Annotated in this window: 19 protein-coding genes and 2 tRNA genes; 12 read left to right on the top strand and 9 right to left on the bottom strand. The window is 65.1% G+C overall.

Annotated features, from left to right (window positions below):
* Positions 1 to 14: 14 nt before the first annotated feature.
* Both ACVWY3_RS09365 and ACVWY3_RS09360 read right to left on the bottom strand, forming a co-directional pair.
* On the bottom strand, positions 15 to 2264 hold the full coding sequence (locus tag ACVWY3_RS09365; RefSeq protein ID WP_456838185.1) for a TonB-dependent siderophore receptor: 2250 nt from the start codon (positions 2262 to 2264) through the stop codon (positions 15 to 17).
* 175 nt (positions 2265 to 2439) lie between these two features.
* Entirely contained in the window at positions 2440 to 2955 is a 516-nt protein-coding gene (locus ACVWY3_RS09360) for a MarR family winged helix-turn-helix transcriptional regulator (RefSeq protein ID WP_456838184.1), read from the bottom strand.
* Between the two features lie 191 nt (positions 2956 to 3146).
* Between ACVWY3_RS09360 and ACVWY3_RS09355 the strand changes: the two genes are divergently transcribed.
* From ACVWY3_RS09355 to pepT, 6 genes are all read left to right on the top strand, one after another.
* On the top strand, positions 3147 to 4343 hold the full coding sequence (locus tag ACVWY3_RS09355) for a Rieske 2Fe-2S domain-containing protein (protein ID WP_456838183.1): 1197 nt from the start codon (positions 3147 to 3149) through the stop codon (positions 4341 to 4343).
* 52 nt (positions 4344 to 4395) lie between these two features.
* Positions 4396 to 5691, top strand: a complete 1296-nt coding sequence (locus ACVWY3_RS09350) for a spinster family MFS transporter (RefSeq protein ID WP_456838182.1) — start codon at positions 4396 to 4398, stop codon at positions 5689 to 5691.
* Between the two features lie 142 nt (positions 5692 to 5833).
* On the top strand, positions 5834 to 6037 hold the full coding sequence (locus ACVWY3_RS09345; protein ID WP_456838181.1) for a hypothetical protein: 204 nt from the start codon (positions 5834 to 5836) through the stop codon (positions 6035 to 6037).
* A 159-nt stretch (positions 6038 to 6196) separates the two neighbouring features.
* Positions 6197 to 6273 (top strand) — tRNA-Asp (locus ACVWY3_RS09340).
* A 204-nt stretch (positions 6274 to 6477) separates the two neighbouring features.
* A complete protein-coding gene (locus tag ACVWY3_RS09335) occupies positions 6478 to 6792 on the top strand; it encodes an HU family DNA-binding protein (RefSeq protein ID WP_456838180.1) in 315 nt (104 codons plus the stop codon).
* 105 nt (positions 6793 to 6897) lie between these two features.
* Entirely contained in the window at positions 6898 to 8148 is a 1251-nt protein-coding gene (gene pepT, locus ACVWY3_RS09330; RefSeq protein WP_456838179.1) for a peptidase T, read from the top strand.
* Positions 8149 to 8201: 53 nt separating this feature from the next.
* Here the strand turns inward: pepT and ACVWY3_RS09325 are convergent, their stop codons facing one another.
* Complete coding sequence (locus tag ACVWY3_RS09325; protein ID WP_456838178.1) at positions 8202 to 9095, bottom strand: hypothetical protein; 894 nt, start codon at positions 9093 to 9095, stop codon at positions 8202 to 8204.
* Between the two features lie 369 nt (positions 9096 to 9464).
* Here ACVWY3_RS09325 and ACVWY3_RS09320 point away from each other — a divergent pair, with 369 nt between their 5' ends.
* The 6 genes from ACVWY3_RS09320 to ACVWY3_RS09295 all read left to right on the top strand — a co-directional run bounded on the left by ACVWY3_RS09320 (position 9465) and on the right by ACVWY3_RS09295 (position 16667).
* A complete protein-coding gene (locus ACVWY3_RS09320; RefSeq protein ID WP_456838177.1) occupies positions 9465 to 9704 on the top strand; it encodes a hypothetical protein in 240 nt (79 codons plus the stop codon).
* A 118-nt stretch (positions 9705 to 9822) separates the two neighbouring features.
* Positions 9823 to 10182, top strand: coding sequence for a hypothetical protein (locus ACVWY3_RS09315; protein ID WP_456838176.1), 360 nt, complete (start codon positions 9823 to 9825; stop codon positions 10180 to 10182).
* Positions 10183 to 10239: 57 nt separating this feature from the next.
* A complete protein-coding gene (ihpA, locus tag ACVWY3_RS09310) occupies positions 10240 to 11514 on the top strand; it encodes a divalent metal ion exporter subunit IhpA (protein ID WP_456838175.1) in 1275 nt (424 codons plus the stop codon).
* Positions 11511 to 12488: a divalent metal ion exporter adaptor subunit IhpB gene (gene ihpB / locus ACVWY3_RS09305; protein WP_456838174.1), complete on the top strand. Its 978-nt coding sequence runs from the start codon at positions 11511 to 11513 to the stop codon at positions 12486 to 12488. The genes ihpA and ihpB overlap by 4 nt, the downstream gene beginning before the upstream one ends.
* Entirely contained in the window at positions 12481 to 15690 is a 3210-nt protein-coding gene (locus ACVWY3_RS09300; protein ID WP_456838173.1) for an efflux RND transporter permease subunit, read from the top strand. Before ihpB ends, ACVWY3_RS09300 begins: the two co-directional genes overlap by 8 nt.
* A 2-nt stretch (positions 15691 to 15692) precedes the next feature.
* Entirely contained in the window at positions 15693 to 16667 is a 975-nt protein-coding gene (locus ACVWY3_RS09295; RefSeq protein ID WP_456838172.1) for a cation diffusion facilitator family transporter, read from the top strand.
* Between the two features lie 113 nt (positions 16668 to 16780).
* Here the strand turns inward: ACVWY3_RS09295 and ACVWY3_RS09290 are convergent, their stop codons facing one another.
* From ACVWY3_RS09290 to lon, 6 genes are all read right to left on the bottom strand, one after another.
* A complete protein-coding gene (locus tag ACVWY3_RS09290) occupies positions 16781 to 17641 on the bottom strand; it encodes a class I SAM-dependent methyltransferase (RefSeq protein WP_456838171.1) in 861 nt (286 codons plus the stop codon).
* Positions 17642 to 17830: 189 nt separating this feature from the next.
* Positions 17831 to 18022, bottom strand: a complete 192-nt coding sequence (locus ACVWY3_RS09285; RefSeq protein ID WP_456838170.1) for a hypothetical protein — start codon at positions 18020 to 18022, stop codon at positions 17831 to 17833.
* Between the two features lie 237 nt (positions 18023 to 18259).
* Positions 18260 to 18336, bottom strand: a tRNA-Val gene (locus ACVWY3_RS09280).
* Between the two features lie 61 nt (positions 18337 to 18397).
* Complete coding sequence (locus ACVWY3_RS09275; protein WP_456838169.1) at positions 18398 to 18802, bottom strand: GFA family protein; 405 nt, start codon at positions 18800 to 18802, stop codon at positions 18398 to 18400.
* A gap of 93 nt (positions 18803 to 18895) precedes the next feature.
* Complete coding sequence (gene ltrA / locus ACVWY3_RS09270) at positions 18896 to 20275, bottom strand: group II intron reverse transcriptase/maturase (RefSeq protein ID WP_456837647.1); 1380 nt, start codon at positions 20273 to 20275, stop codon at positions 18896 to 18898.
* 466 nt (positions 20276 to 20741) lie between these two features.
* Positions 20742 to 23165 (bottom strand): endopeptidase La, encoded by a 2424-nt coding sequence (gene lon, locus ACVWY3_RS09265; RefSeq protein WP_456838168.1) that lies wholly within the window; start codon positions 23163 to 23165, stop codon positions 20742 to 20744.
* Positions 23166 to 23302 lie beyond the last annotated feature (137 nt).

Here is a 23302-nt window from a genome sequence, read left to right as displayed (position 1 = left end):
CGTCCTCCCCTCGCCTACCATTTGTAGGACACGCTGGCGGTGACGCGCCGGCGGTCGCCGTAGAAGCAGGACGTCGCTGTCGCGCAACTCGCGACGTAGATCTTGTCGGTCAGATTGATCACGTTGAGAGCCGTACGCCAGTTCTGCCATTCGTAATGAAGCGCGAGATCGCCGAGCACGACCGCGGGAACCTCGAGCGTGTTGGCGGCGTCGGCCCAGGAGGAGCCGACATAGCGAACGCCACCGCCGAAACCAAATCCTTCGAGCGGTCCGTCCTTGAAAGTGTAGTCCGCCCATCCCGAGACCAGCAGCTCCGGCGTGTTGGTCGGCGTCTTGCCGACCAGCGATGGGTCGAGATCCCTGCTGGCGAACAGGTGATAGGCCGTGAAGGCACCGATCAGCTTCAGCTCCCGGGTGGCATTGGCCACTGCTTCGAGCTCGATGCCGCGCGAGGTCACCTCGCCGGTCTGGTTCTGCAGCAACGGGTTCGCCGGATCGGTCGTCAGCGCGTTCTGGCGCTTCAGGTCGAAGAACGAGGCGGTAAAGTAGCCGTCAAATCCCTTCGGTGCGACCTTGACGCCGATTTCAGCCTGCTTGCCGGTCTCCGGAAGCAGCAGCTGGTTGCTCGCATTCAGGCCGATGACTGGATTGTAACTCGTCGCATAGGAGATATAGGGCGCGATACCGTTGTCGAAATTGTAGATCAATCCGGCGCGTCCGCTGAACCGGCTGTCGTCGCGTTGAGCGACATTCGCACCCGTGTCACGCGCGGCTTGCGTGGTCTCGACCCAATCGTTGCGGCCGCTCAGCACCAGCGTGAAGTTGCCGAGGTTCATCTGGTCCTGCACGTAGGTGCCGGCCTGCTTCTGCGTGATCAGGAAGTTGCGGAATGGTGCGCCGGTGATCGGGACGTTCACGCCATAAACCGGATTGAACACGTTGATCGAGGGCACCGTGCCGAAGTTGAAGGCCTGATAGTCGTCGATCTGGTAGCCGCGCAAATCGACGCCGAACAGCATCGTGTGCTTCACGGGACCGGTGCCGAAGCGGTATTCCAGCTGGTTGTCGAGATTGCCCTGGTTGGCGGTATCCTTCGCATACCAATTGTACCGGCCCAGCGTGGCCGCGTTGATGTTGTCCCAGCCGTTGCCGACGTAGCCGCGATACGTCACGTCGACATGCGCAAAGCGGGCATTTTGGCGGAACGTGAGGTCGTCGGTGAGATTGCGCTCGAACTGGTAGCCGAGCATCTCCTGCTCGCGCGTGAATTTGTCGACGCTGGGATCGCTTATGAAGAAGCTCGTCGGGATCTTGCCGAACGGCGCGCTGGTCACCGTGCCCTGATAGGGCAGGAAGTTGATGCCGCGCGTCTCCTGCCGCGAGGCCGAGGCCAGCACCGTGAACGTCGTATCGGCATCCGGCCTCCAGGTGAAGGACGGCGCAATGAAGTAGTTGTTGTCGGGCGTGAAGTTGACCTGCGTCGGACCGTTCTGGACCTGGCCGACGACGCGGTAGAACAGCTTGCCGTCTAGCGGCTGCGTCGCGACCGGCCCGCCGAAATCGAACCCGACATAAGCGTTGCCGAAATTGTTCACGCCGGTCTCGACATAGCGGATCGGCTCGGCTGGCGGCATCTTGCTGATGACGTTGACGATGCCGCTCGGGCTCGATCCGCCGTAGAGCACCGCCGACGGCCCGCGTAATACCTCGACCCGCTCCATGTTGGGCGTCTGGAGCTTCCAGCTCGCATAAGAAGTGTAGAACAGCTGCATGCCGTCGAGGAACAGGCCGACGTCGTCAGACTTGAAGCCACGGATCAGCCACCAATCGTTGCGCGTGTCAGCGCCGAAGGTGCCGGCGCGTACGCCGGCGGTGTAGCGCAGGACTTCGTCCAGCTTGTTCGCCTTCTGGTCGCGGATCTGCTCGGCGCCGATGACGGAGACCGACTGCGGCGTCTGCATGATCGGCGTGTTGGTCTTGGTGCCGGACGAGCTGCGACGCGCGACATAGCCATGCACCGGACCGCTCGGCGTCTCGACGACGCCGACATTGCGCTGCGGCTGGGGAGTGGTTCGATTGGCGGTCTGCACCGATCGCGGCGCGCGGCGCTGGGGCGCCGCGGCCGCGCGGCGGCGCTGCTCCGGTGCCGCAACGGTCACCGGCGGCAGGTTCTGCGCCCCACTCTGCGTGGACGATTGTGCGTGCGAACCCTGCGGTACCAAAACCCAAGCGGATGCGGTCGCCAACACGGCCGACCGCAGCATTCCAAGTCTGTTCAACGCGCCACCCCGAAGCTGCATGTTTGATGCGTCATGCCGCCGATCCCCGTGCAGCATGCGTTTGCAGCGACGCTTATGTGAGCGCGCGCGAATTCCCTAATTGAAAAGTTCTTAGAAAGAATCCAATCCGGTTCCAGCGTTTCCGGATGTTTCTGCGCGCTCAGCGCGCTCCCTTTTCAGCTTCGAGCATCTTCTCGGCGGCGGCCGTGAGGCGATCGATCTGCGCCAGCAGCGTGTCGAGCTCGTTCGCACTCAACTGCTCCAGCAATTGCCGATTGCGCTCCTGCGCGCCTTCGACGATCGCATCATGCGCGGCGAGGCCTGCCGCGGTCAGCGAGATCAGCACCTCGCGGCTATCTTTCGGGTTTGCCGATTTCGCGATCAGCTTGCGCGACAACAGATTGGCGAGCGCACGGCTGATCTGGCCCTTGTCCTGGCCGACGGCCTCGGCGAGCCGCGCCACGCTCATCGGCGGCCGGCGGCCGAGCGAGGCGACGAGACCGAACTCGACCGAGGACAATCCGGTGAGGCGCTTGTAGCGCAGGATGGCGCCGCGCTTGAGCAGGTTGGCGAGCACCATCAGCCGCGACGACAGCATCGCGGTGATCGGCGCCGGCGAGTGGCTTTCATCCGCATCGGACGACGCGCGTCCGGCCCTGCCCAATGTCTGGCTCATGATCCCACCTCTGCCAAGAAAGCCAGGGCGTGCCAAGTCTCGGCCGAGCTTTGGTAGCGCAACCTCCGTAACCTGACCGAATGCAACTAAGAGGCACTCTAGACGATCGTTGACATTGTCATCGAATTATCTTTCACTGGGTCAAGTGACGAATTGACCGGACGAACAAGGCCGGCGGCGGGAGGACCAGCATGACCATGACCCAGCGGGATCGGGATCTCGGCACGGCCTATGCGATGAAGCCGGCGCACACGCGCACCGAGCTCACGTCGGTCGCGCGCGGCACCCCGATGGGCGAGCTGCTGCGCCGCTACTGGCATCCGGTCGGGCTCGTCGGTGACGCCGCCGGCACACCGAAGAAGGTGCGCGCGCTGGGCGAGGATCTGGTGCTGTTCCGCGACAAGCACGGCCGCGCCGGCCTCTTGCACGCCCGCTGCTGCCACCGCGGCACCACGCTCTACTACGGCAAGGTCGAGGACGACGGCATCCGCTGCTGCTATCACGGCTGGAAGTTCGACAGCGAAGGCCACTGCCTAGAGCAGCCCTGCGAGCTCCAGGGCGGCCAGTTCAAGGACAAGGTGCGCCAGCCCTGGTATCCGGTCGAGGAGCGCTACGGGCTGATCTTCGCTTATATGGGGCCGGCCGAGAAACGCCCGGTGCTGCCGGCCTACGAGTGCCTCGAGAACATGGATGACGGCGAGTTCGTGGAGGCGGATGACTCATCGATCGGCGGCGGCGGACCTGCCATCATCCCCTGCAACTGGCTCCAGCATTTCGAGAACGTGGTCGACCCCTACCACGTGCCGGTGCTGCACGGCTCGTTCTCGGGCCCGCAATTCACCAAGATGATGGCGTCCATTCCGGAGGTGAAGTTCGAGACATCGCCACGCGGCGTCCTCGTGCGCTCCGAGCGCAAGCAGGACGGCGGCAAGATCTTCTACCGCGTCAGCGAGGCCGCATTGCCGACGCTGCGCGTGGTGCCGAACCCGCGCGTCGCGCAGTTCGCGCGCGTCGAGTCGATCGGCTGGGTGCTACCGATCGACGACACGTCGTTCCGCATCTACGTCGCCGGACGCGTCAAGGCATCAGGCGAGATCAGCCGCATGCGCTCAAAATTCAACGGCAAATTCTGGTGGGACATGACCGAGGAAGAGCATCAGCAATTCCCGGGCGATTATGAAGCCCAGGTCGGCCAGGGCGAGGTCACGGTCCACTCCGAGGAGCATTTCGGCCAGAGCGACCGCGGCATCCTGATGCTCCGCCGCATGCTGACCGAACAATTGGAGGCGATGGAAGTGGGCCGCGATCCGATCGGTGTCTCCTTCGACAAAAGTGCGCCTCCGATCGAATTCGAAGCGGGGAATTACATCCGCGAAGGCTCGACTTAGCAGCCCTTGAGAGTGGACCGACAACGATAACGAAGACAGATTGGGGGAAGCGATGGTCGACGTGACGTCACAGATGTCGGTGCGAACGGCCGTCACGGCAAAGCCCTCGGCACGTCGCTATTACGTGCTGGGGCTGCTCACCATCATCTACGCGCTGAACTTCCTCGACCGCACGATCTTCAACGTCCTGATCGAGCCGATCAAGAAGGAGTTTGCCCTCAGCGACACCATGATGGGCCTGCTCGCGGGCTTCGGGTTCGCGCTGTTCTATTCCCTGCTCGGCATCCCCATCGCGCGTGTCGCCGACCGGCTCAACCGGCGCAACATCATTGCGATGGCCTTCGCGTTCTGGAGCGCGATGACGGCGCTGTGCGGCGCGGCCACCAGCGTGACCTCGCTGGCGCTCGCCCGCATCGGCGTCGGCATCGGCGAATCCGCGGGCTCCCCCGCCTCGCAATCGATCGTCGCCGATCTCTTCGCCAAGAACGAGCGTCCGCGCGCGCTCGGCATCTACGCCATCGGCACCTATCTCGGCGTCTTCCTCGGCTATTTCGTCGGCGGCTACGTCAACCAGCACTATGGCTGGCGGACGGCATTCTATGTCGCGGGCCTGCCCGGCATCCTGCTCGCGATCATCCTATGGCTGACGATCTCCGAGCCGAAGCGTGGCGCGATGCAGGAGAATTTTGTGCCCGAGCCGCTCGGGCCAACGCTGCGCTTCCTGGCCTCACAGCAGAGTTTCGTGATCGTGCTGATCGGCTTTTGCCTCACGACCTACACGAACTATGCCACAGCGGCCTGGATCCCGCCGTTCCTCGCCCGTGTGCATCACCTGTCGAGCACCGAGATCGGCACCTATGCCGGCACCTTCAAGGGGCTCGCGGGCATGGCCGGCACCCTGCTCGGCGGCTTCGTGGTGGCGCAAGTCAGTCATCGTGACGACCGCTGGAAGCTGTGGGCCCCCGCGATCACCTCAGGGCTAGCCGGCCCGGTGTTCGCGCTGTGCATGCTAACGCAGGATTTTTCGATGATGGTCGCCACGCTTGCGCTGACCTCGTTCCTGGTCGGCTTCCATCTCGGCCCGATCTTCGCGATCGCGCAGACCGTGGCCAAGCCCAGCATGCGGGCACTGGCCTCCGCCCTCATTGCGCTCACCGCGACCTGCTTCGGCCAGGGCGTCGGCCCGCTCGCCGTCGGCATGATCAACGACGCCCTCAAGGGCAGCTATGGCGCAGACGCCGTACGCTATTCCCTGCTCTCGGCGGCGGTGACAACGACGCTCGGCGCCCTGCTCTTCATCTGGGCGGCGCGCACGATCCGGCACGACATCGGCCGGGCAGCCGCCTAAGGACGGTGCGGGCCGCAAGCCCCGCGAAATCAACCGGGCGTATTCATGAAACCATTTTGCGGAGCCCGCGAAACCATCCGGAAACAGATGATCCCTAGAAGAAGAGCCCATAGACGGCGGCAAAGCCCGTCGGGAGGCTCGGATGAACCACTCAATTCACTCTGCTGATCGTGCGACCCACCTGAAGATCGTGGGGGTGGCGCTGGTTGCTGGTATCCTGGTGGCCGGCTTCGGGATCGCAGCCCGCACCAATGCCGATTACAGCCAAACCGCCCAGTCCACCCACGTGATCAAGGCCGGCAAGCCGGTGGCGGTGACCAGCGCGGGCAGGGCGGAGATTCGCTGAGACACCCTGTTTCGGGCTGACCCATGGCCGCCGCAGGGCGGCTTTTTCGTTTTCCAAAGCAATGCTTAGCCGAGATGGGCGGGTGAAGCGCAACGTCCTTGACTTCACCAAGCCCCGCCTTTAAGTCCCCCCTCGTTCCGCGCGCGTTCAGCGAGCCACGCGGGAGTAGCTCAGTTGGTTAGAGCGCCGGCCTGTCACGCCGGAGGTCGCGGGTTCGAGCCCCGTCTCTCGCGCCATTTTGGCAATGCCTTCATAGCCTTGGCCCGAATTTCTTGACGCCTTTCGCGGCTGCGCGGGCCGTTGCCGGCCGCCTTCGGGAACCCGTGGCATAGTCAGCTCGCGTCCGAATCGTCTACGCCTTCCGACACTTGGAGGGATCCCCCACGCGTTGTCGGCTTTTCCGGGAATTCCCTGTCATTGGACAGTTGAGGAGGCCAGACATGGCTAAGAAGGATTCGGCGAAGAAGGCTGCCGCCCCCGCCACCATCACGCTCAAGCACCTTGCCGCCGATATCGCGGAGAGCCAGGGCCTGTCGAAAAAGCGCGCTGAGGCCGTCCTCACCGACATGGTCGAGCTGATCACCAAGCACCTGAAGAAGGGCGATCGCGTCCGCATCGTCGGCCTCGGCATCCTCCAGGTCCGCAAGCGCGCCGCCCGCACCGGCCGCAATCCCGCCACCGGCGAGGCCATCCACATCAAGGCCAGCAAGAAGGTCGCGTTCCGCCCGGTCAAGGAACTGAAAGAGGCGATCTGAGCGGCTTACGTCTCGTTAAGCCTGATCCCGTCTCGACCGGCCGCATCAAGGCCCGCTTTTCTGATATACCGCCTACTCCCCCAAAGACCCGGCGGTTGACCAGAAATGTCCTCTCTCACCTTCACGCATACCGTGACCGAACGCTTCCTGCGCTACGTCACCATCGACACCCAGTCCGATCCGGAATCCCCCAGTTCGCCCTCGACCGAGAAACAGAAAGATCTTGGCCGCATGCTCGCCGCCGAGCTGAAGGCCATGGGCGTCGCGGACGCGCATCTGGACGAGTACGGTTACGTCTACGCAACGATCCCGGCCAACACCGACAAGAAGGTGCCGGTGATATGCTTCTGCTCGCACATGGACACCTCGCCCGACGTCACCGGCAAGGACGTCAAGCCGCAAATGGTGAAGAACTACCGCGGCGGCGATATCGCGCTGCCGGGCGATCCCAACCAGGTGATCCGCTTTGCCGAACACCCGGCGCTGAAGAACCAGATCGGCAACGACATCATCACCACCGACGGCACCACGCTGCTCGGCGCCGACAACAAGGCCGGGGTCGCCGAGATCATGGATGCCGCGCATTTTTTCATGAACAACCCCGACGTGAAGCACGGCACCATCAAGATCCTGTTCACGCCGGACGAGGAGATCGGCCGCGGCGTCGACAATGTCGACCTGAAGAAGCTTGGCGCCGATTTCGGCTACACCATGGACGGCGAAAGCGCCGGCAGCGTCGAGGACGAGACCTTCTCGGCCGACGGCGCCACCATCACCATCAACGGCGTCAGCGCCCATCCCGGCTACGCCAAGGGCAAGATGGAGCACGCGATCAAGATCGCCGCCGCCATCGTCGAGCGCTTGCCGAAGGAAGGCTGCTCGCCGGAGACGACCTCGGGCAAGCAGGGCTTCCTGCATCCGATCGGAATCGACGGCGCGCTCGAGCAGGCGACGCTGTCCTTCATCGTGCGCGATTTCACCGAGGAAGGGCTGAAGGAGAAGGAGGCCCTGCTCGAGGGCATCGTCAAGGACGTGATGAAGGACTATCCGCGCTCGACCTACACGTTCGAGGTGCGCGAGCAGTACCGCAACATGAAGCAGGTGATCGACCGTCACCCGCACGTGCTCGAATACGCCATCGAGGCGATCCGCCGCGCCGGCCTGCGCCCGATGCGCACCGCGATCCGTGGCGGCACCGACGGCTCGCGCCTGTCCTTCATGGGCCTGCCCTGCCCCAACATTTTTGCGGGCGAGCACGCGTTCCACTCGCGCCTCGAATGGGTGAGCCGGCAGGACATGGAAAAGGCCGTGCAGACCATCGTGCATCTGGCGATGATCTGGGAGGAGAAGGCTTAGCCTCTCGAGACAATGATGGCCGGTCTGTCCCGGCCATCATCTTTGCAGGTTATCTACGGCACCGGCATCGCGCGCGGATTGCGATGGAAGCGGTTCGAGCTTGCCATCCAGTTCGGCAACGGCTCACCATCGCGGTGGCGTCCGCCGGCAACGGCGGCAGCCCAGGCGACTGCGGCGCCAATCAGGGCCGCCGCGGCGACCGAGAAGGCCACGATGATCGAGTTGCGCCGCGCGCGGTTGATCGCCGTCCGGGAGTCCGCGATCATCGCGTCGACCCGCCGCTCGGAATCAGGTGCTGCCAATCCCGTGACCGCAGCGACCTGCTGCACGAGATAGGTCCGGTCGTCAGTGCTGACACCGCTATGGCTTGATGACGTCATCAGGATGCGTCCCGCCTCGGCGCGGGCTTCCCGCATGTCGGTGTTCGCAGGCCTGCGCGGTGCGCGGAACAACTTGTCTAGCTCGTAGCTGAGCAGCGGCTCAGCGGAGGTCGTATTGCCCGCTCCGCTGCGCATCGGCGAGCGGTCGAGCGCAGCCGCACCGATGATCGCCATCAGCGCCGCGCCGATCAGCACGGCGAGAGCCCAGGACGTCAGACCATGCAGCCCGTCCCGCCGCTCGCCCTCATCCTCGATCGTCGCCAGCGCGGGCGCCGGACGCGTGGTCCGTCCGGCGATATAGCCGCCGAAACCGAAGCTGACGATTGCCTGGATGACCAGATACAACCCGGACAGCAGCGCCAGCGCCGCCGACGCATCGCGCCATGTCGGCGAGGCCGAACTGACCCCGAGGCCGATGGCGACGCCAAAGCCGATCAGGATGAACGACATCGCCCCGGCGGCGAAGGCGCCTGCCAGCACAGAGCCCCATTGGATGGTCCGGCGCTCCTCGGCGATCGCGGCGCCGCCCTCCATCACATCTTCCCGCACGAGAGTTTCGACTGTCATCGCGGCCCTCTCAGCGCAGGCCGAAGAACGACAGGATCGCCATGATCACGACGATCAAGCCGATGAGATAAATCAATCCGTCCATGGTTTGTCCTCCTCAATACTCCCTGTCGCTAATCGGGAGGAATGAGGAACGTTCCTAATTCGACATGGTCCCGTGGAACGAACTGGCGAGGTGCGAATTGTCTGTTCGAGTCCCAAGGATGAAGACTGTGAGCACAAAAGGCCCCAGCCGGGCAGCCCCGGAGCTAGGGCCTTTCCGCGTGCGCGACTGCCTCACCTGCCCGTTGCCTGTCCTATGTTAACGACGCCGGCGGCCGGATCATCAAAGATGCGATCGGGGTGGAACCTGCAAATCGGGAGAGCCGCGTGGACCGCAGAACGGCGTGCCTGCATCAGGCGGATCTATTCCGGGAGAAGGCCCTCGCCGATCCCGAGCACCACGATCAATGGATCGACGAAGCCATCAAATGGCTGGAGCGGGCGATGGAGGCGAGTCACGCCGTCATCACAGTGGAGGCGGGCGGCATCAGCCATGTTCCGGAGCCGGCACGCGCGGCCGCGATCGACACGCTCACCTCGCACCCGCGTGTGATCGCCCGGCAATGAAAAGCGCTCGCAGCTCGCGCTGCTGCGGCAAATGTTCCTGGAACGTAACAATGTTGCGGGTCGACACTGTTCCTGCCGCCATGCTAGGCGGGGCTCAGACCGCAACCAGAGTGACATCGTGCTCGCGAACCGCCAGCCCTCAGGATTCCGCCGACCGCGCAACTGGCGCGGCCTGCTGTCCGTGCTGATCGCGGTGGTCTATTTGCTCGCGGGCGCGCTGCACGGCCTGCACGACATCGACGTGACCACGCCCGCCGGCGGCTCGGAAATTGCGACGGCACTCGATACTGCGGGACATAGCGACCACAAGGCGATCGGCGGGCATCACTGCCACGGCTGCTTCTCGGTCGCGGTCGTTCAGCCGGCACCATCGAGCACGTCGATCCCGCTCGTGGCGGCTCCGCATCCGAAGCCCGAGCCCCACCTCACGGGCATCGTCCCCGATACCGACTCCCCGCCTCCCAAGCATCTGACCTGAACGGATCAGCCGGGCGCACCGCGTGCACCCATCTCATCTCCTTCACAGGTCCTATTCATGCTTTCCAGGCGGACGGCCGCGCGCATGGCATGCGCGATGGCTTTTCTCATCAGCCCACAGCTGGTGCTGACGTCGCACGCACAGCCGCTGACGATGCGCGCGGCGCTATCGCGCGCGCTCGCCACGAGCCCGCGCCTCACGGCGGCGGAGCGCGATGTCGGCATCGCCACCGGCCAGCGCATCCAGGCGGGCGCACTGCTCAATCCGGAACTGTCCTATGAGCAGGACAATTCGCTCGGGTCGGGTATCTATCGCGGCACAAGATCGGCCGAGACCACGCTCCAGATCAGCCAGGCCTTCGAGCTGTTCGGCAAGCGCGAGGCGCGGATCGCCGCCGGCGCGGCCGGCATCGAGGTCGCCACGATCCAGCGCAAAGCGGTCAGGCTGGAAGTGTTATCGGAGACCGCGATCGCCTTCCTCAGCGTGCTCGGCGCGCAGCGGCGCATCCAGATCCTCAATGAGCAGATCGCCGCGATCGACCGCCTGACACCGCTGCTGCGCCGCCGCGTCGAAGCCGGCGCCTCCTCGCCGGCCGAAACCGGCCGCGCCGAGGTCGCCTCGGCGCTGGTCAAGGCCGACCGCGAGCGCTTCAAGGCGACTCTGGCGAGCGCCCGGCGCGAGCTCGCGGTGCTGATGGGCGATCCCGCCGCGAAATTCGGCGAGGTCTCCGGCCGGCTCGACACCATGGGGAAGCCGCCGACATTCCAATCGGTGGTCGCCGCTATCGATGCCAATCCGCAGCTGGTGCGCTGGACCGCGGTCTATGCACAGCGCAATGCCGAGCTGCTGATGGCGCGCTTGCGGCCCTACCCCGACGTGCGCATCGCCGCCGGCTGGCGGCATTTCAACGAGACCAATGACGACGCGGTGCGCCTCAGCGTCTCGGTGCCGATCCCCGTGTTCGACCAGAACCAGGGCAACATCCTCTCGGCGCAGGAGAGCCTCGCCAAGACCAGGGCCGAGCGCGAGGCGAGCCGCAACACGCTGATCGTCGTCGCCGGCCGCGCCTATGACTCGCTCCAGGGCTCGCTGCGCGAGCTCGCGGTGCTCCGCGAGACCGCCATCCCCAAGGCGGCCGAAGCATCCGAAGCGATCTCGCAAGGCTACGGCCAGGGCCGCTTCTCCCTGCTCGAAGTGCTCGACGCCCAGGCGAGCGTGACGCAGGCGCGCCTGCGTGAGCAGGAGGCACTGCAGAACTTCCATGTCGGCGTTGCCACCATCGAAGGCCTCGTCGGAAATCCCTTCACGCTCGCGCGGGAGAGCCCACGATGAAGACAGCCCCCACCATCATCGTCGCCGTCGTTGCCGCCGCGCTCGGCGCCTACGGCTATTCCATGCTCGTGCCGGCCAAGATTGCCTCGACGGAACATGCCGAGCGTTCCGAACAGAAGAAGCCGAACGACCATGTCGAGCAGGACGAGCACGGCGCCGACCGCATCCGCATCTCCGACGTCAAGCTCGCCGCGGCCGGCGTCACGCTGGCGGAGGCCGCGAGCGCGACGCTGACCGACACGCTCGCCTTCAACGGCATCTTGCGCGCCAACCAGGAGGCGGTGGTTCAGGTCACTCCCCGCTTTCCCGGACTTGCAAAATCGATCCAGAAGCGGATCGGCGACAGGGTCGGCAAGGACGACCTGCTCGCCGCGATCGAGAGCAACCAGAGCCTGACGGTCTACGAGCTGAAGGCCCCGATCGCCGGCACCGTCATCGAGCGGCAGATCTCGCTCGGCGAATACGCCTCCGAGCAGAAGCCGGCTTTCGTCGTCGCCGATCTCTCGACCATCTGGGTCGATCTGTCGATCTACCGGCAGGATCTGCGGCGCGTCCGCCTCGGCGACGAGGTGCTGATCGACGCCGACGACGGCCGCGGCGAGATCAAGGGGACGATCTCCTACCTGGCGCCGATCGGTTCGAGCGAGACCCAGACCGCGCTCGCGCGCGTGGTGCTGCCAAATCCGGACGGACGCCTGCGTCCCGGTCTGTTCGCCACCGCGCGGCTGATCCTCGCCGCCCGCAACGTCGCGGTCGCCGTGCGCCGCAGCGCGATCCAGACGCTCGAGAGCAAGACCATCGTGTTCGTCCGTGAGGACGGCGACAAGATCGAGGCGCGCCCCGTCGAGCTTGGCGACTCCGATCCGAAATTCGTCGAGATCCGCGCAGGTCTGTCCGCCGGCGAGCGCTACGTCGCCGAGAACAGCTTTGTCGTCAAGGCCGAGATGGGCAAGGGAGACACCGATCATGATTGACACGCTTCTCGCATTCTCGGTGCGCCAGCGCTGGCTGGTGGTCCTGCTCGCGCTCGCGGCCGGCGCCTTGGGCGCGTGGAATTTCACCCACCTGCCGATCGACGCGGTGCCTGACGTGACCAACGTCCAGGTCCAGATCAATACGCGCGCGCCGGGCCTGTCGCCACTCGAGGCCGAGCAGCGCATCACCTTTCCGATCGAGACCGCGATGGGCGGCCTGCCCAAGCTCGACTATACGCGCTCGATCTCGCGCTACGGGCTGAGCCAGGTCACCGTCGTGTTCCAGGACGGCACCGACATCTATTTCGCGCGCCAGCTCGTCAACGAGCGCATCCAACAGGCCAAGGACCAGCTCCCTGCCGGCACCGAAGTCGCGATGGGCCCGATCTCGACCGGGCTCGGCGAGATCTATGTCTATTCCGTCGAAGCCAGGCCCGGCGCGAAATCGCCCACCGGGACCGAGTTCACGCCGACGGAATTGCGCACCGTCCAGGACTGGATCATCAAGCCGCAGCTGCGCACCCTTCGCGGTGTGATCGAGGTCAATTCGATTGGCGGCTATGAACGGCAGTTCCACGTGCTGCCGATCCCCGGCCGGCTGATGGCCTACAAGCTCGGCTTCCGCGACATCATGACGGCGCTCGCCGCCAACAACGCCAACGTCGGCGCCGGCTATATCGAGCGCAATGGCGAGCAATATCTGGTCCGCGCGCCCGGCCAGGTCGCCAATATCGCGGAGATCCGCGACATCGTGATCGGCTCGCGCGGCGGCGTGCCGGTGCGCATCCGCGACGTTGCCGAGGTCAGCGAAGGCCAGGACCTGCGCTCGGGCGCGGCGACGGCGAACGGCGGCGAGACCGTGCTCGGCACTGCCATGCTGCTGGTCGGCGAGAACAGCCGCAGTGTTGCCCAGGGCGTGAAGGCGAAGCTCGCCGAGATCGCGAAGTCGCTGCCCGACGGCGTGATCGCGCGCGCCGTCTACGATCGCACCCATCTGGTGGAAGCAACGATCGAGACCGTCGAGAAGAACCTCATTGAGGGCGCCGCGCTGGTGATCGCGGTGCTGTTCCTCATCCTTGGCAATATCCGCGCCGCGCTGATCACCGCCTGCGTCATCCCCCTCTCGATGCTGTTCACCATCAGCGGCATGGTCGAGAGCAAGGTCAGCGCAAACCTGATGAGTCTCGGCGCCATCGATTTCGGCATCATCGTCGACGGCGCGGTCATCATCGTCGAGAACTGCCTACGGCTGCTCGCGGCCGAGCAACGCCGGCGCGGCCGGCTGCTCTCGCTGGACGAACGGCTCCGGACCATCCGGGCCGCCAGCAGCGAGGTCATCAAGCCGAGCCTGTTCGGCACGCTGGTCATCGCCGTGGTCTATCTGCCGGTCCTGACCCTGACCGGGACCGAGGGCAAGATGTTCACGCCGATGGCGCTGACCGTGCTGATGGCGCTCGCGGGCGCGGCGCTGCTGTCGGTCACCTTCGTTCCGGCCGCGGTGGCGATTGTCGTAACCGGCAAGGTCTCGGAGAAGGAGAACATCTTCATGCGCGCGGCAAAGCGGTTTTACGTTCCGCTGCTCGACCGCGCCATCCGCTACCGCCGCAGCGTCGCGCTCAGTGCCGTACTGATCGTCGCCGGCAGCCTGTTTGCGGCAACACGCATGGGCGGCGAATTCATCCCGAGCCTGGACGAAGGCGACATCACCATCGAGACCATCCGGATTCCCGGCACCAGCCTCACCCAGAGCGTCGACATGCAGCTGCGGCTCGAGAAGGCGGTGAAGCAGGTGCCGGAGGTCGCAGAAATCTTCTCCAAGATCGGCACCGCCGAAATCGCCAACGATCCGATGCCGCCGAACGCCGCCGACACCTATGTCACGCTGAAGCCGCGCGACGACTGGCCCGATCCGGCCAAGCCGAAGAACGAGGTGATCGAGGAGATCGAGCGCGCCGCCAACACCCTGCCCGGCACCGCCTATGGCATGACGCAGCCGATCCAGATGCGCTTCAACGAGCTCATCGCTGGCATCCGCAGCGACGTCGGCGTCAAGATCTTTGGCGACGATCTCGACGTGCTCGCCGGCATCGCCCGGCAGGTCGACGGCGTCGTGCGTGGCATCGAGGGCGCGGCCGACGTCAAGACCGAGCAGATCGCGGGCCTGCCGATCCTCACCGTCAAGCTCGACCGCCAGGCGCTGTCACGCTACGGCCTCAGCCTGAGCGAGGTGCAGAACCTCATCGAGATCGCGATCGGCGGCAAGCCGGCCGGAAAGCTGTTCGAGGGCGACCGCCGTTTCGACATCGTGGTGCGCCTGCCCGAAAGCCTGCGCACCGATCCGGATGCGATCAAGTCGCTGCCGATCCCGCTGCCCCCTGGCGAGGATGTCGCGGCGGTCACCAAGACCGCCTGGCCCGGCGGAAGCACGGCGCTGCGCTACGTGCCGCTCTCCTCCGTCGCGGCGATCGAGAGCGCGCCGGGGCCGAACCAGATCAGCCGCGAGAACGGCAAGCGCCGCGTGGTGGTGATGGCCAACGTCAGGGGGCGCGATTTGCGCTCTTTCGTCGCCGAGACGCAAGCCGCCGTCGCCGAGAAGGTCAAGCTGCCGCCGGGCTACTGGATTGGCTGGGGCGGACAATTCGAGCAGCTGGTCTCCGCCACCAAGCGCCTGACGATCGTCGTGCCGGCGGCATTGCTGCTGGTCTTCTTGCTGCTGTTCATGGGGATGGGATCGGCGGCCGACGCGGCGCTGGTGTTCTCCGGCGTGCCGCTGGCCTTGACCGGCGGCGTTGCCGCACTGCTGCTGCGTGGCATCCCGCTGTCGATCAGCGCCGGCGTCGGCTTCATCGCGCTGTCGGGCGTCGCCGTGCTCAACGGCCTCGTCATCATCGCGTTCATCGAGCGGCTGCGCAGCGAGGGGCGGCCCATTGCGGAGGCCGTACGCGAGGGCGCCCTCACCCGTCTGCGGCCGGTGCTGATGACGGCCCTCGTCGCCTCGCTTGGCTTCGTGCCGATGGCGCTCGCCACCGGCGCCGGCGCCGAGGTGCAGCGGCCGCTCGCGACCGTGGTGATCGGCGGCATCATCTCCTCGACGGTGCTGACGCTGCTGGTGCTGCCGGCGCTCTATGTGCTGTTCCGCCGTGACGCCGCGGACGAAACGCCTACAATAGCGCCCGACATGGTGACTTCCGGGGAGCGCTAGGCTTGGGCAACCACGACCATCACGGCCATCACCATCATGATCATGCCAACCACAGGCATGATCATGGTCACGGCCATGGTCAAGGTCACGCGCATGTCCACGCGCCCGCTAATTTCGGCAAGGCGTTCGCGATCGGCATTTCGCTCAACACCGCGCTGGTCGTGGTCGAGGCGATCTATGGCTATATCGGCAATTCCACCGCGCTGCTCGCCGATGCCGGTCACAACCTGTCCGACGTGCTCGGCCTGGTCGTGGCCTGGGCTGCGTCCGTCGCGGCAAGGCGCGCGCCGAGCGGCCGCTTCACCTATGGCTTGCGCGCCTCCACCATCTTGGCGGCGCTGGCGAATGCGGTATTCCTGCTGGTGGCGACCGGCGCGATCGGCTGGGAGGCGATCCTGCGCCTGCGCGCGCCTGAGCCGATCGCGGGCGTCACCGTGATGGTGGTCGCCGGCATCGGCATCCTCATCAACGGCTTTACCGCCATGCTGTTCGCAAGCGGGCGCAAGGACGACATCAACATCGAAGGCGCGTATCTGCATATGGCCGCCGACGCTGCAGTCTCGCTCGGCGTCGTGGTCTCGGCCGCGCTGATCGTCTGGACCGGCTGGCTCTGGCTCGATCCCGTCACCAGCCTCGTAATCTGCGCCACCATCCTCTGGAGCACCACGAGCCTCCTGCGCGGCTCCATCGACATGTCGATGGCGGCCGCCCCGAAGGGCACCGACCTGGCCGCGATCAAGGCTTTCCTGCTGGCGCGGCCGGGTGTGTCAGGGATCCACGACCTCCACGTCTGGCCGATCTCGACCACGGAAACGGCGCTGACCTGCCACCTCGTCATGCCCGCCGGCACCGGCGATGCATTCCTGATGGAGACGGCGCAGCTGCTGAGGACGACCTACCGAATCGGCCACACGACGCTTCAGGTGGAGACGCATCCCGACAATGGCTGCGCGCTGGCGCCGGATGATGTGGTGTAACGAGGCCAGCCATCGACGGCGTCACGGCCGGGCTTGTCGCGGCCATCCACGCGCCACCGCGAGTGAGGCCAGACGTGGATGCCCGGGACAAGCCCGGGCATGATGACGGAGCCCTAGGCCGCCTTCGCCGTCACGATCCAGATCGCACCTGGCAGCGCCACGCTCTGCCCTTTCAGGAACGGCGCAAGAGTCTCGCGGATCGAGGCTTTGGCGGCCTCATATGTTTCGGGCGGATGGCCCTGCAGCGCGCGGCTGGCGGGGCCGATCTGGAGCGAGCCGTCGACGGCGGCATCGAGGCCGCCGCCGATCGCGATGTCCATCGGAAGATCGTGCGGCTCCATCCCGACATCCGCGAAGCTCGCACCTTTCAGGATGCGCATCACGCGCTCCTCCGAGGCGAAGGCGAACGGGCCCGGCTCCTCCGGCCCGACCGGCGGCATCTTCGGCACGTGTTTGTAGACGGCCATCAGCGGCGCCATCATCCACGGGTTTTCCTTCGGCTCGCGCCAGCAGACGAAGGCAAGCCGCCCGCTAAGCTTCAGCGCGCAGCGCAGATTGGTGAAGGACGCGATGGGATCGGCGAAGAACATGACGCCGAAGCGCGAGGCGAGCACGTCAAAGCTCGCCGGCTCGAACGGATGCACGGTCGCGTCCGCCAGCACGAAATCGAGCGGCAGGCCCTTTGGCGCAAGCGCGCGCGCCTGCGACAGCATCGGCTCGGAGACGTCGAGGCCGAGCGCAAAACCGTCGGGCGCCACCGCCTTCGCGAACGCGACCGTCGTCGCACCCGAGCCGCAGCCGACGTCGATCACGCGCTCGCCCGGCTTCGGTTTGGCACGGTTGATCAGGACGTCGGCGATCGGCCCGAGCAGCTTCTCCTGCACCGCATGGCGGTCCGCCCAGCGCTGCCCGCTCGGGGCGTTCCAATAGGCGATCTGGTCGGCGTTTTGCTCGTGTACGCTGGGCCGTTCCATGGATGCCCCTCTGGCAGCTCGGTCGAAAGACTCCGATGCCGAAAAGCAATGCCGCCGTCAACCAGGGCTGCTCCGTCCGCCTGTCGGCGAGACATGCCTCCATTCTCGCCGCGTTGCACGGCGTCACAGGTTGACGAACGGTGAGAGAACCTACTGCCGAGCTGCGCTACGCCAATGCGCTACGCAAAGTCATTCGGCCGCCAGCGCGGCTCCAGTTCGCTTCGCAAGAACCCGGCGGAAGTCGGTTGCCAGCTCGTCATAATAGCGGGCAAGCTCCTCATAAAAAGCCTTGCCGGCTTCGTCGCTCGCTTCCTGAGCTGCTTTCATGCAGTGAGCGGCTTTGGCCTCGTACCTTTCCAACTTCGTGCGAAGATCACTCATCACGGCGATACTCCACGCAAACCAAGGGAACTGGAACGCTGGTTCGCGGTGCGATCGAAAAGATGACCGAAGGAAGGCAATTTTGGACCCGCCACGGGTCTCTTTCAGGGCACCGGATGCCCTGGCAAAAGCCCGGCTTTCGGCTGTTCGGCTCCGGCGCGGCGGCCTTCACTCGCGTCGCGTCAATGATGTTTGAGCTGGCCTGGATGTCTAAGCCGGCCTGCCGAGCTCGAAGGCTGGTGGGCGGTCACGGATTCGAACCGCGGACCCTCTCGGTGTAAACGAGATGCTCTAACCAGCTGAGCTAACCGCCCTCGCCGCCTCTTTAGCCCTACGGGCCCCGAACGGGCAAGACCCCAGTCCCAACGAGGAGCCTCAATCCTGCGGCCTTCCCGGCAGCAGCGGCACGGCGTCGATCCACACCGCCGCCGACTGGCACCAGATCTGCCTGACAGGACGCAATTGATCGCGCTGGCGGATGCTGCCCCAGCGGATGCCCCAGTCGTCGGCCTGGTCGCCCTCGCCGCTGGTGAACAGCGGGGACCCGCAATCGGCGCAGAAGTGCTGGAAGCGCACCCGGCCGTTGTCGCCGCGCTTCCCGTAGACTTTGGGGGTACCGCCGGTGAGCCTGACGTCGGCCCTGGTGCAGATCGCGGTGACCCGGAACGGCGAGCCGGTCAGCGTCTGGCAGTCGGTGCAATGACAGACCGAGATCGCGTCGGGATCAACCTCGGCTTCAAACGTGATCTTCCCGCAATGGCACTGTCCGTCGACCTGCATGACCAATCCTCAAATCGGGATAGGGGGGAGTCTCGCGACTCCTCCCCTCCCACACCACCGTACATACGGGTCCGTATACGGCGGTTCGGCGGATTATGCAGGCCACTGTCCCGTGACGGAAGCCAAGCCGAGCGAAGCGAAGAAGCTATTTGGCAGAGCAATGGCGAGCGCGGGGCTGTTCGCGAGCCGCCAAGGGCCATGCGGGGCGCCGGCAGTTTGCGCTGCCAGATCCCGGCCGACGCCACGGCGTCGCAGCTCGGCGAAGCGAGCGGGTCCATACTTCCATTGCTTCCAGACGACGGCGCGCAGCCGCCGCCTGATCCACCGGTCAAGCACGCGCAACACCGACGGGGTTTGGCAGAAGCCGAAGTAGCCGCGCCACCCGATCAGGTAGGCTGACAACTCCTTGGTAATCTGCACGAGGCTTCGACCGCACGTGCGTCGCGTCAGCTCCAGAACTTTTACCTTGAAGCGGGCGAGCGCCTGCGGCGCGATGCGCCGTCGCGGTGGTTCACTTCCGCCGGTAAAGCTGAAGCCCAGGAACTTGCGAACGCTCGGTTTGGCGACCGCACTCTTGGCCTTGTTGATCTTGAGCTTGAGGTGCTTTTCGAGGAACCGTTCGAGGCCGGCCAACACCCGCTCGCCCGCCTTCTGACTGCGTACATAGATATTGCAGTCGTCGGCGTAGCGCACGAAGCGATGGCCGCGTTTCTCCAGTTCCTTGTCCAGCACATCCAGCATCAGGTTCGACAACAGCGGCGAGAGCGGTCCGCCTTGCGGCGTACCCTCCTCCGTCGGGCTGACCAGCCCTGCCTCCATCACACCCGCAGTCAAGAAGCCACGGATGAGCTTGAGGAGGCGCTTGTCAGCGACCCGTTTGGCAATGAGCCCCATCAGGATGTCGTGGTTGACCCGGTCGAAGAACTTTTCCAGATCGATGTCGACGACGACGGCGTAACCGGATGCGATGTAGGTCTGCGCCCGTTCCACCGCCTGATGCGCCGAGCGGGTCGGCCGGAAGCCGAAGCTCGCCTCGGAGAACGTTCCGTCCCAATCTGCCTGCAACACCTGCATCACCGCCTGCTGGATGAAGCGGTCGAGCACCGTCGGGATGCCGAGCGGCCGCAGGCCGCCCGACGCCTTCGGTATCTCCACCCGCCGCACCGGCTGTGGCTTATAGGTGCCGTCAAGCAACTGGGCGCGGATCGTGAGCCAGTGCTCCTTCAGATAGGCCGATAGCTCGCCGACGGTCATCCCATCGACGCCTGCCGCACCCTTGTTGCGCTTCACTTGCGCCAATGCTGCTTGCAGATTCTCACGCTCGACGACTACTTCCATCGACGGTCCTGCGACCGCCGGGCGTTCGAGGCTGGCTCTCACCGCGCTTGCTTCGGTCTCTCCGGCGGCGGAGCTTGCGGCTTCACCGCCTGCTCCGGTGCCCAAGTTCAGTTCGACCTGATTCTTCTGCCGCATGGCTCGCGCGAGATCGTTGCTCTACTAACCACTTCCACCGTTCGGGCCTTCGGCGGCACACGCCACCTACTATGCCCTCAGCTGACTTCTGCGCTGCGGTCGGGCCGCCTTACGACGACCTCAGTCCCGTTGCCGGGACACAACGCAGACCTCCCGAGGTAAGACCGACCGCCTTCACCGCGCGCCCGCCGAATTTACCACCCCGACCCTTGATGACCCTGGACTTCGCGATCAGTTGCTCGCTCGTCCGGCCGGGTAGGCCTCGTTATCCGGTGTTTGTCCATCGGGCCGCGGCTTTGCTCCACGCTTTCTTCAGACCCCACCTCGCGGTGACGCCCTTGCGCTTCGCTAATCCTTCGCCGCCATCAGGCTGGATAGAGGACTTCCACCTCCAAGCTGTCGTTCATACTCGGCACACAACAAAAACGGCGCCCGACGGCGCCGTTTTATCATCTTTCGTTGAACGTTAGTGAGCGGTCAGGCCGCCGGCGGCCTCATCGCCCTCCGGCTTCACGGTCACCTTGGTGTCCTCTTCCCAGACGATCGGCACCGGCTTCTTGACCAGCGCCTTGGCGACGACGTCGTCTAGGCGGGAGACCGGGATGATCTCCATGCCGCCCTTGATCGCATCGGAAATCTCCGTGAGATCCTTGGCGTTGTCCTCGGGGATCAGCACCGTCTTGATGCCGCCGCGGGCCGCAGCCAGCAGCTTCTCCTTGAGGCCGCCGATCGGCAGCACGCGGCCGCGCAGCGTGATCTCGCCGGTCATCGCGACATCGTGGCGGACCGGGATGCCGGTCATGACCGAGATGATCGCGGTGGCCATCGCCACGCCCGCGGACGGACCATCCTTCGGCGTCGCGCCCTCCGGCACGTGCACGTGGATGTCGCGCCGGTCGAACAGCGGCGGTTCGACGCCGTAGTTGATCGCGCGGGAGCGGACGTAGGACGCCGCCGCCGAGATCGACTCCTTCATGACGTCACGCAGGTTGCCCGTGACGGTCATCTTGCCCTTGCCAGGCATCATGACGCCTTCGATCGTCAGCAGCTCGCCGCCGACATCGGTCCAGGCAAGGCCGGTGACGATGCCGACCTGCGGCTCGCTCTCGATCTCGCCGAAGCGGTACTTCGGCACGCCCAGAAGCTCTTCCAGAGTCTTCTCGGTGACCTTGACCGACTTCTTCTTGGAGATCATCAGCTCCTTCACCGCCTTGCGGGCCAGTGTGGAGAGCTCACGCTCCAGGTTACGCACGCCCGCTTCGCGGGTGTAGCGGCGGATCAGCAGCAGGAGCGCGTCGTCGTCGATCGAGAACTCCTTGGAGTCCAGACCGTGCTTGGACACCGCGTTCGGGATCAGATGCTTGCGCGAGATCTCGACCTTCTCGTTCTCGGTGTAGCCCGCGATCCGGATGATCTCCATGCGGTCCATCAGCGGGCCCGGAATATTGAGCGTATTCGCGGTCGTGATGAACATCACGTTGGAGAGATCGTAGTCGACCTCGAGATAGTGGTCGTTGAACGTCCCGTTCTGCTCGGGGTCGAGAACCTCGAGCAAAGCCGAGGACGGATCGCCGCGGAAGTCGGCGCCCATCTTGTCGATCTCGTCCAGCAGGAACAGCGGATTGGACGATTTGGCCTTGCGCATCGACTGGATGATCTTGCCGGGCATCGAGCCGATATAGGTGCGGCGGTGACCGCGGATCTCGGCCTCGTCGCGCACGCCGCCGAGCGAGACGCGCACGAATTCGCGCCCCGTCGCCTTCGCGATCGACTTGCCGAGCGAGGTCTTGCCGACGCCGGGAGGCCCGACCAGGCACAGGATCGGCCCAGTCAGTTTGTTGGCGCGCGACTGCACGGCAAGATACTCGACGATGCGCTCCTTGACCTTCTCCAGACCGTAGTGATCGGAGTCCAGGATGGCTTGCGCCGCCTCCAGATCCTTCTTCACCTTGGACTTCTTGTTCCACGGGATCGACAGCAGCCAATCCAGATAGTTGCGCACCACCGTCGCTTCCGCGGACATCGGCGACATCTGGCGCAGCTTCTTCAATTCATGCTGCGCTTTCTCGCGCGCTTCCTTGGAGAGCTTGGTCTTGGAGATCTTCTCTTCGAGGTCGGCGAGCTCGTCGCGACCATCGTCGTCGCCGAGTTCCTTCTGGATCGCCTTCATCTGCTCGTTGAGATAATACTCGCGCTGGGTCTTCTCCATCTGGCGCTTGACGCGCGAGCGGATGCGCTTCTCGACCTGCAGCACCGAGATCTCGCTCTCCATCAGGCCCAGCACCTTCTCGAGGCGCGTGGTCACCGACAGCGTCTCCAGGATGCCCTGGCGGTCCGCGATCTTGACGGCGAGATGCGAAGCAACGGTGTCGGCGAGCTTGGCGAAATCGGTGATCGCCTGCACGACGCCGACGACCTCGGCCGAGATCTTCTTGTTGAGCTTCACATAGCTCTCGAAGTCGGACACGACCGAGCGCGCCAGCGCCTCGGCCTCGACCGACTTCGCATCGGTGTCGGCGAGCGCGACGGCGGTGGCTTCGTAGTAATCGGCGCGATCGGTGTATTTCTGCACGCGCGCACGCTCGAGCCCTTCGACCAGCACCTTCACGGTGCCGTCCGGAAGCTTCAAGAGCTGGAGCACGCTGGCAAGCGTACCGGTCTCGTAAATGGCATCGGGCGCCGGATCATCGTCGGACGCGTTCTTCTGCGTCGCCAGCATGATCAGAGCATCGTTCTTCATCACCTCTTCGAGCGCGCGGATCGACTTCTCGCGACCGACGAAGAGCGGCACGATCATGTGCGGGAAGACGACGATATCGCGCAGCGGCAGCACGGGATAAGCGTGCGCTTCGCCATGGACGATGGTTGGCCGCGGTTTTGGATTAGTCATGGCCTTTTCCTTTTGCTTTGCCCCCTTGCACGCAGCCCGCCGGCTTATGCGCAACCGCCACAAGGTGCCGAGGTGATCGACAGAACCGGTCTACCATTCGCAGGTTGGACCAGACTTGCCGGATCGGAACAGCGGCG

Source organism: Bradyrhizobium sp. USDA 4486 (assembly GCF_054057995.1).
The sequence above is the reverse complement of the archived record's forward strand: the minus strand, read 5'-3'. Positions and strand labels throughout refer to the sequence as shown.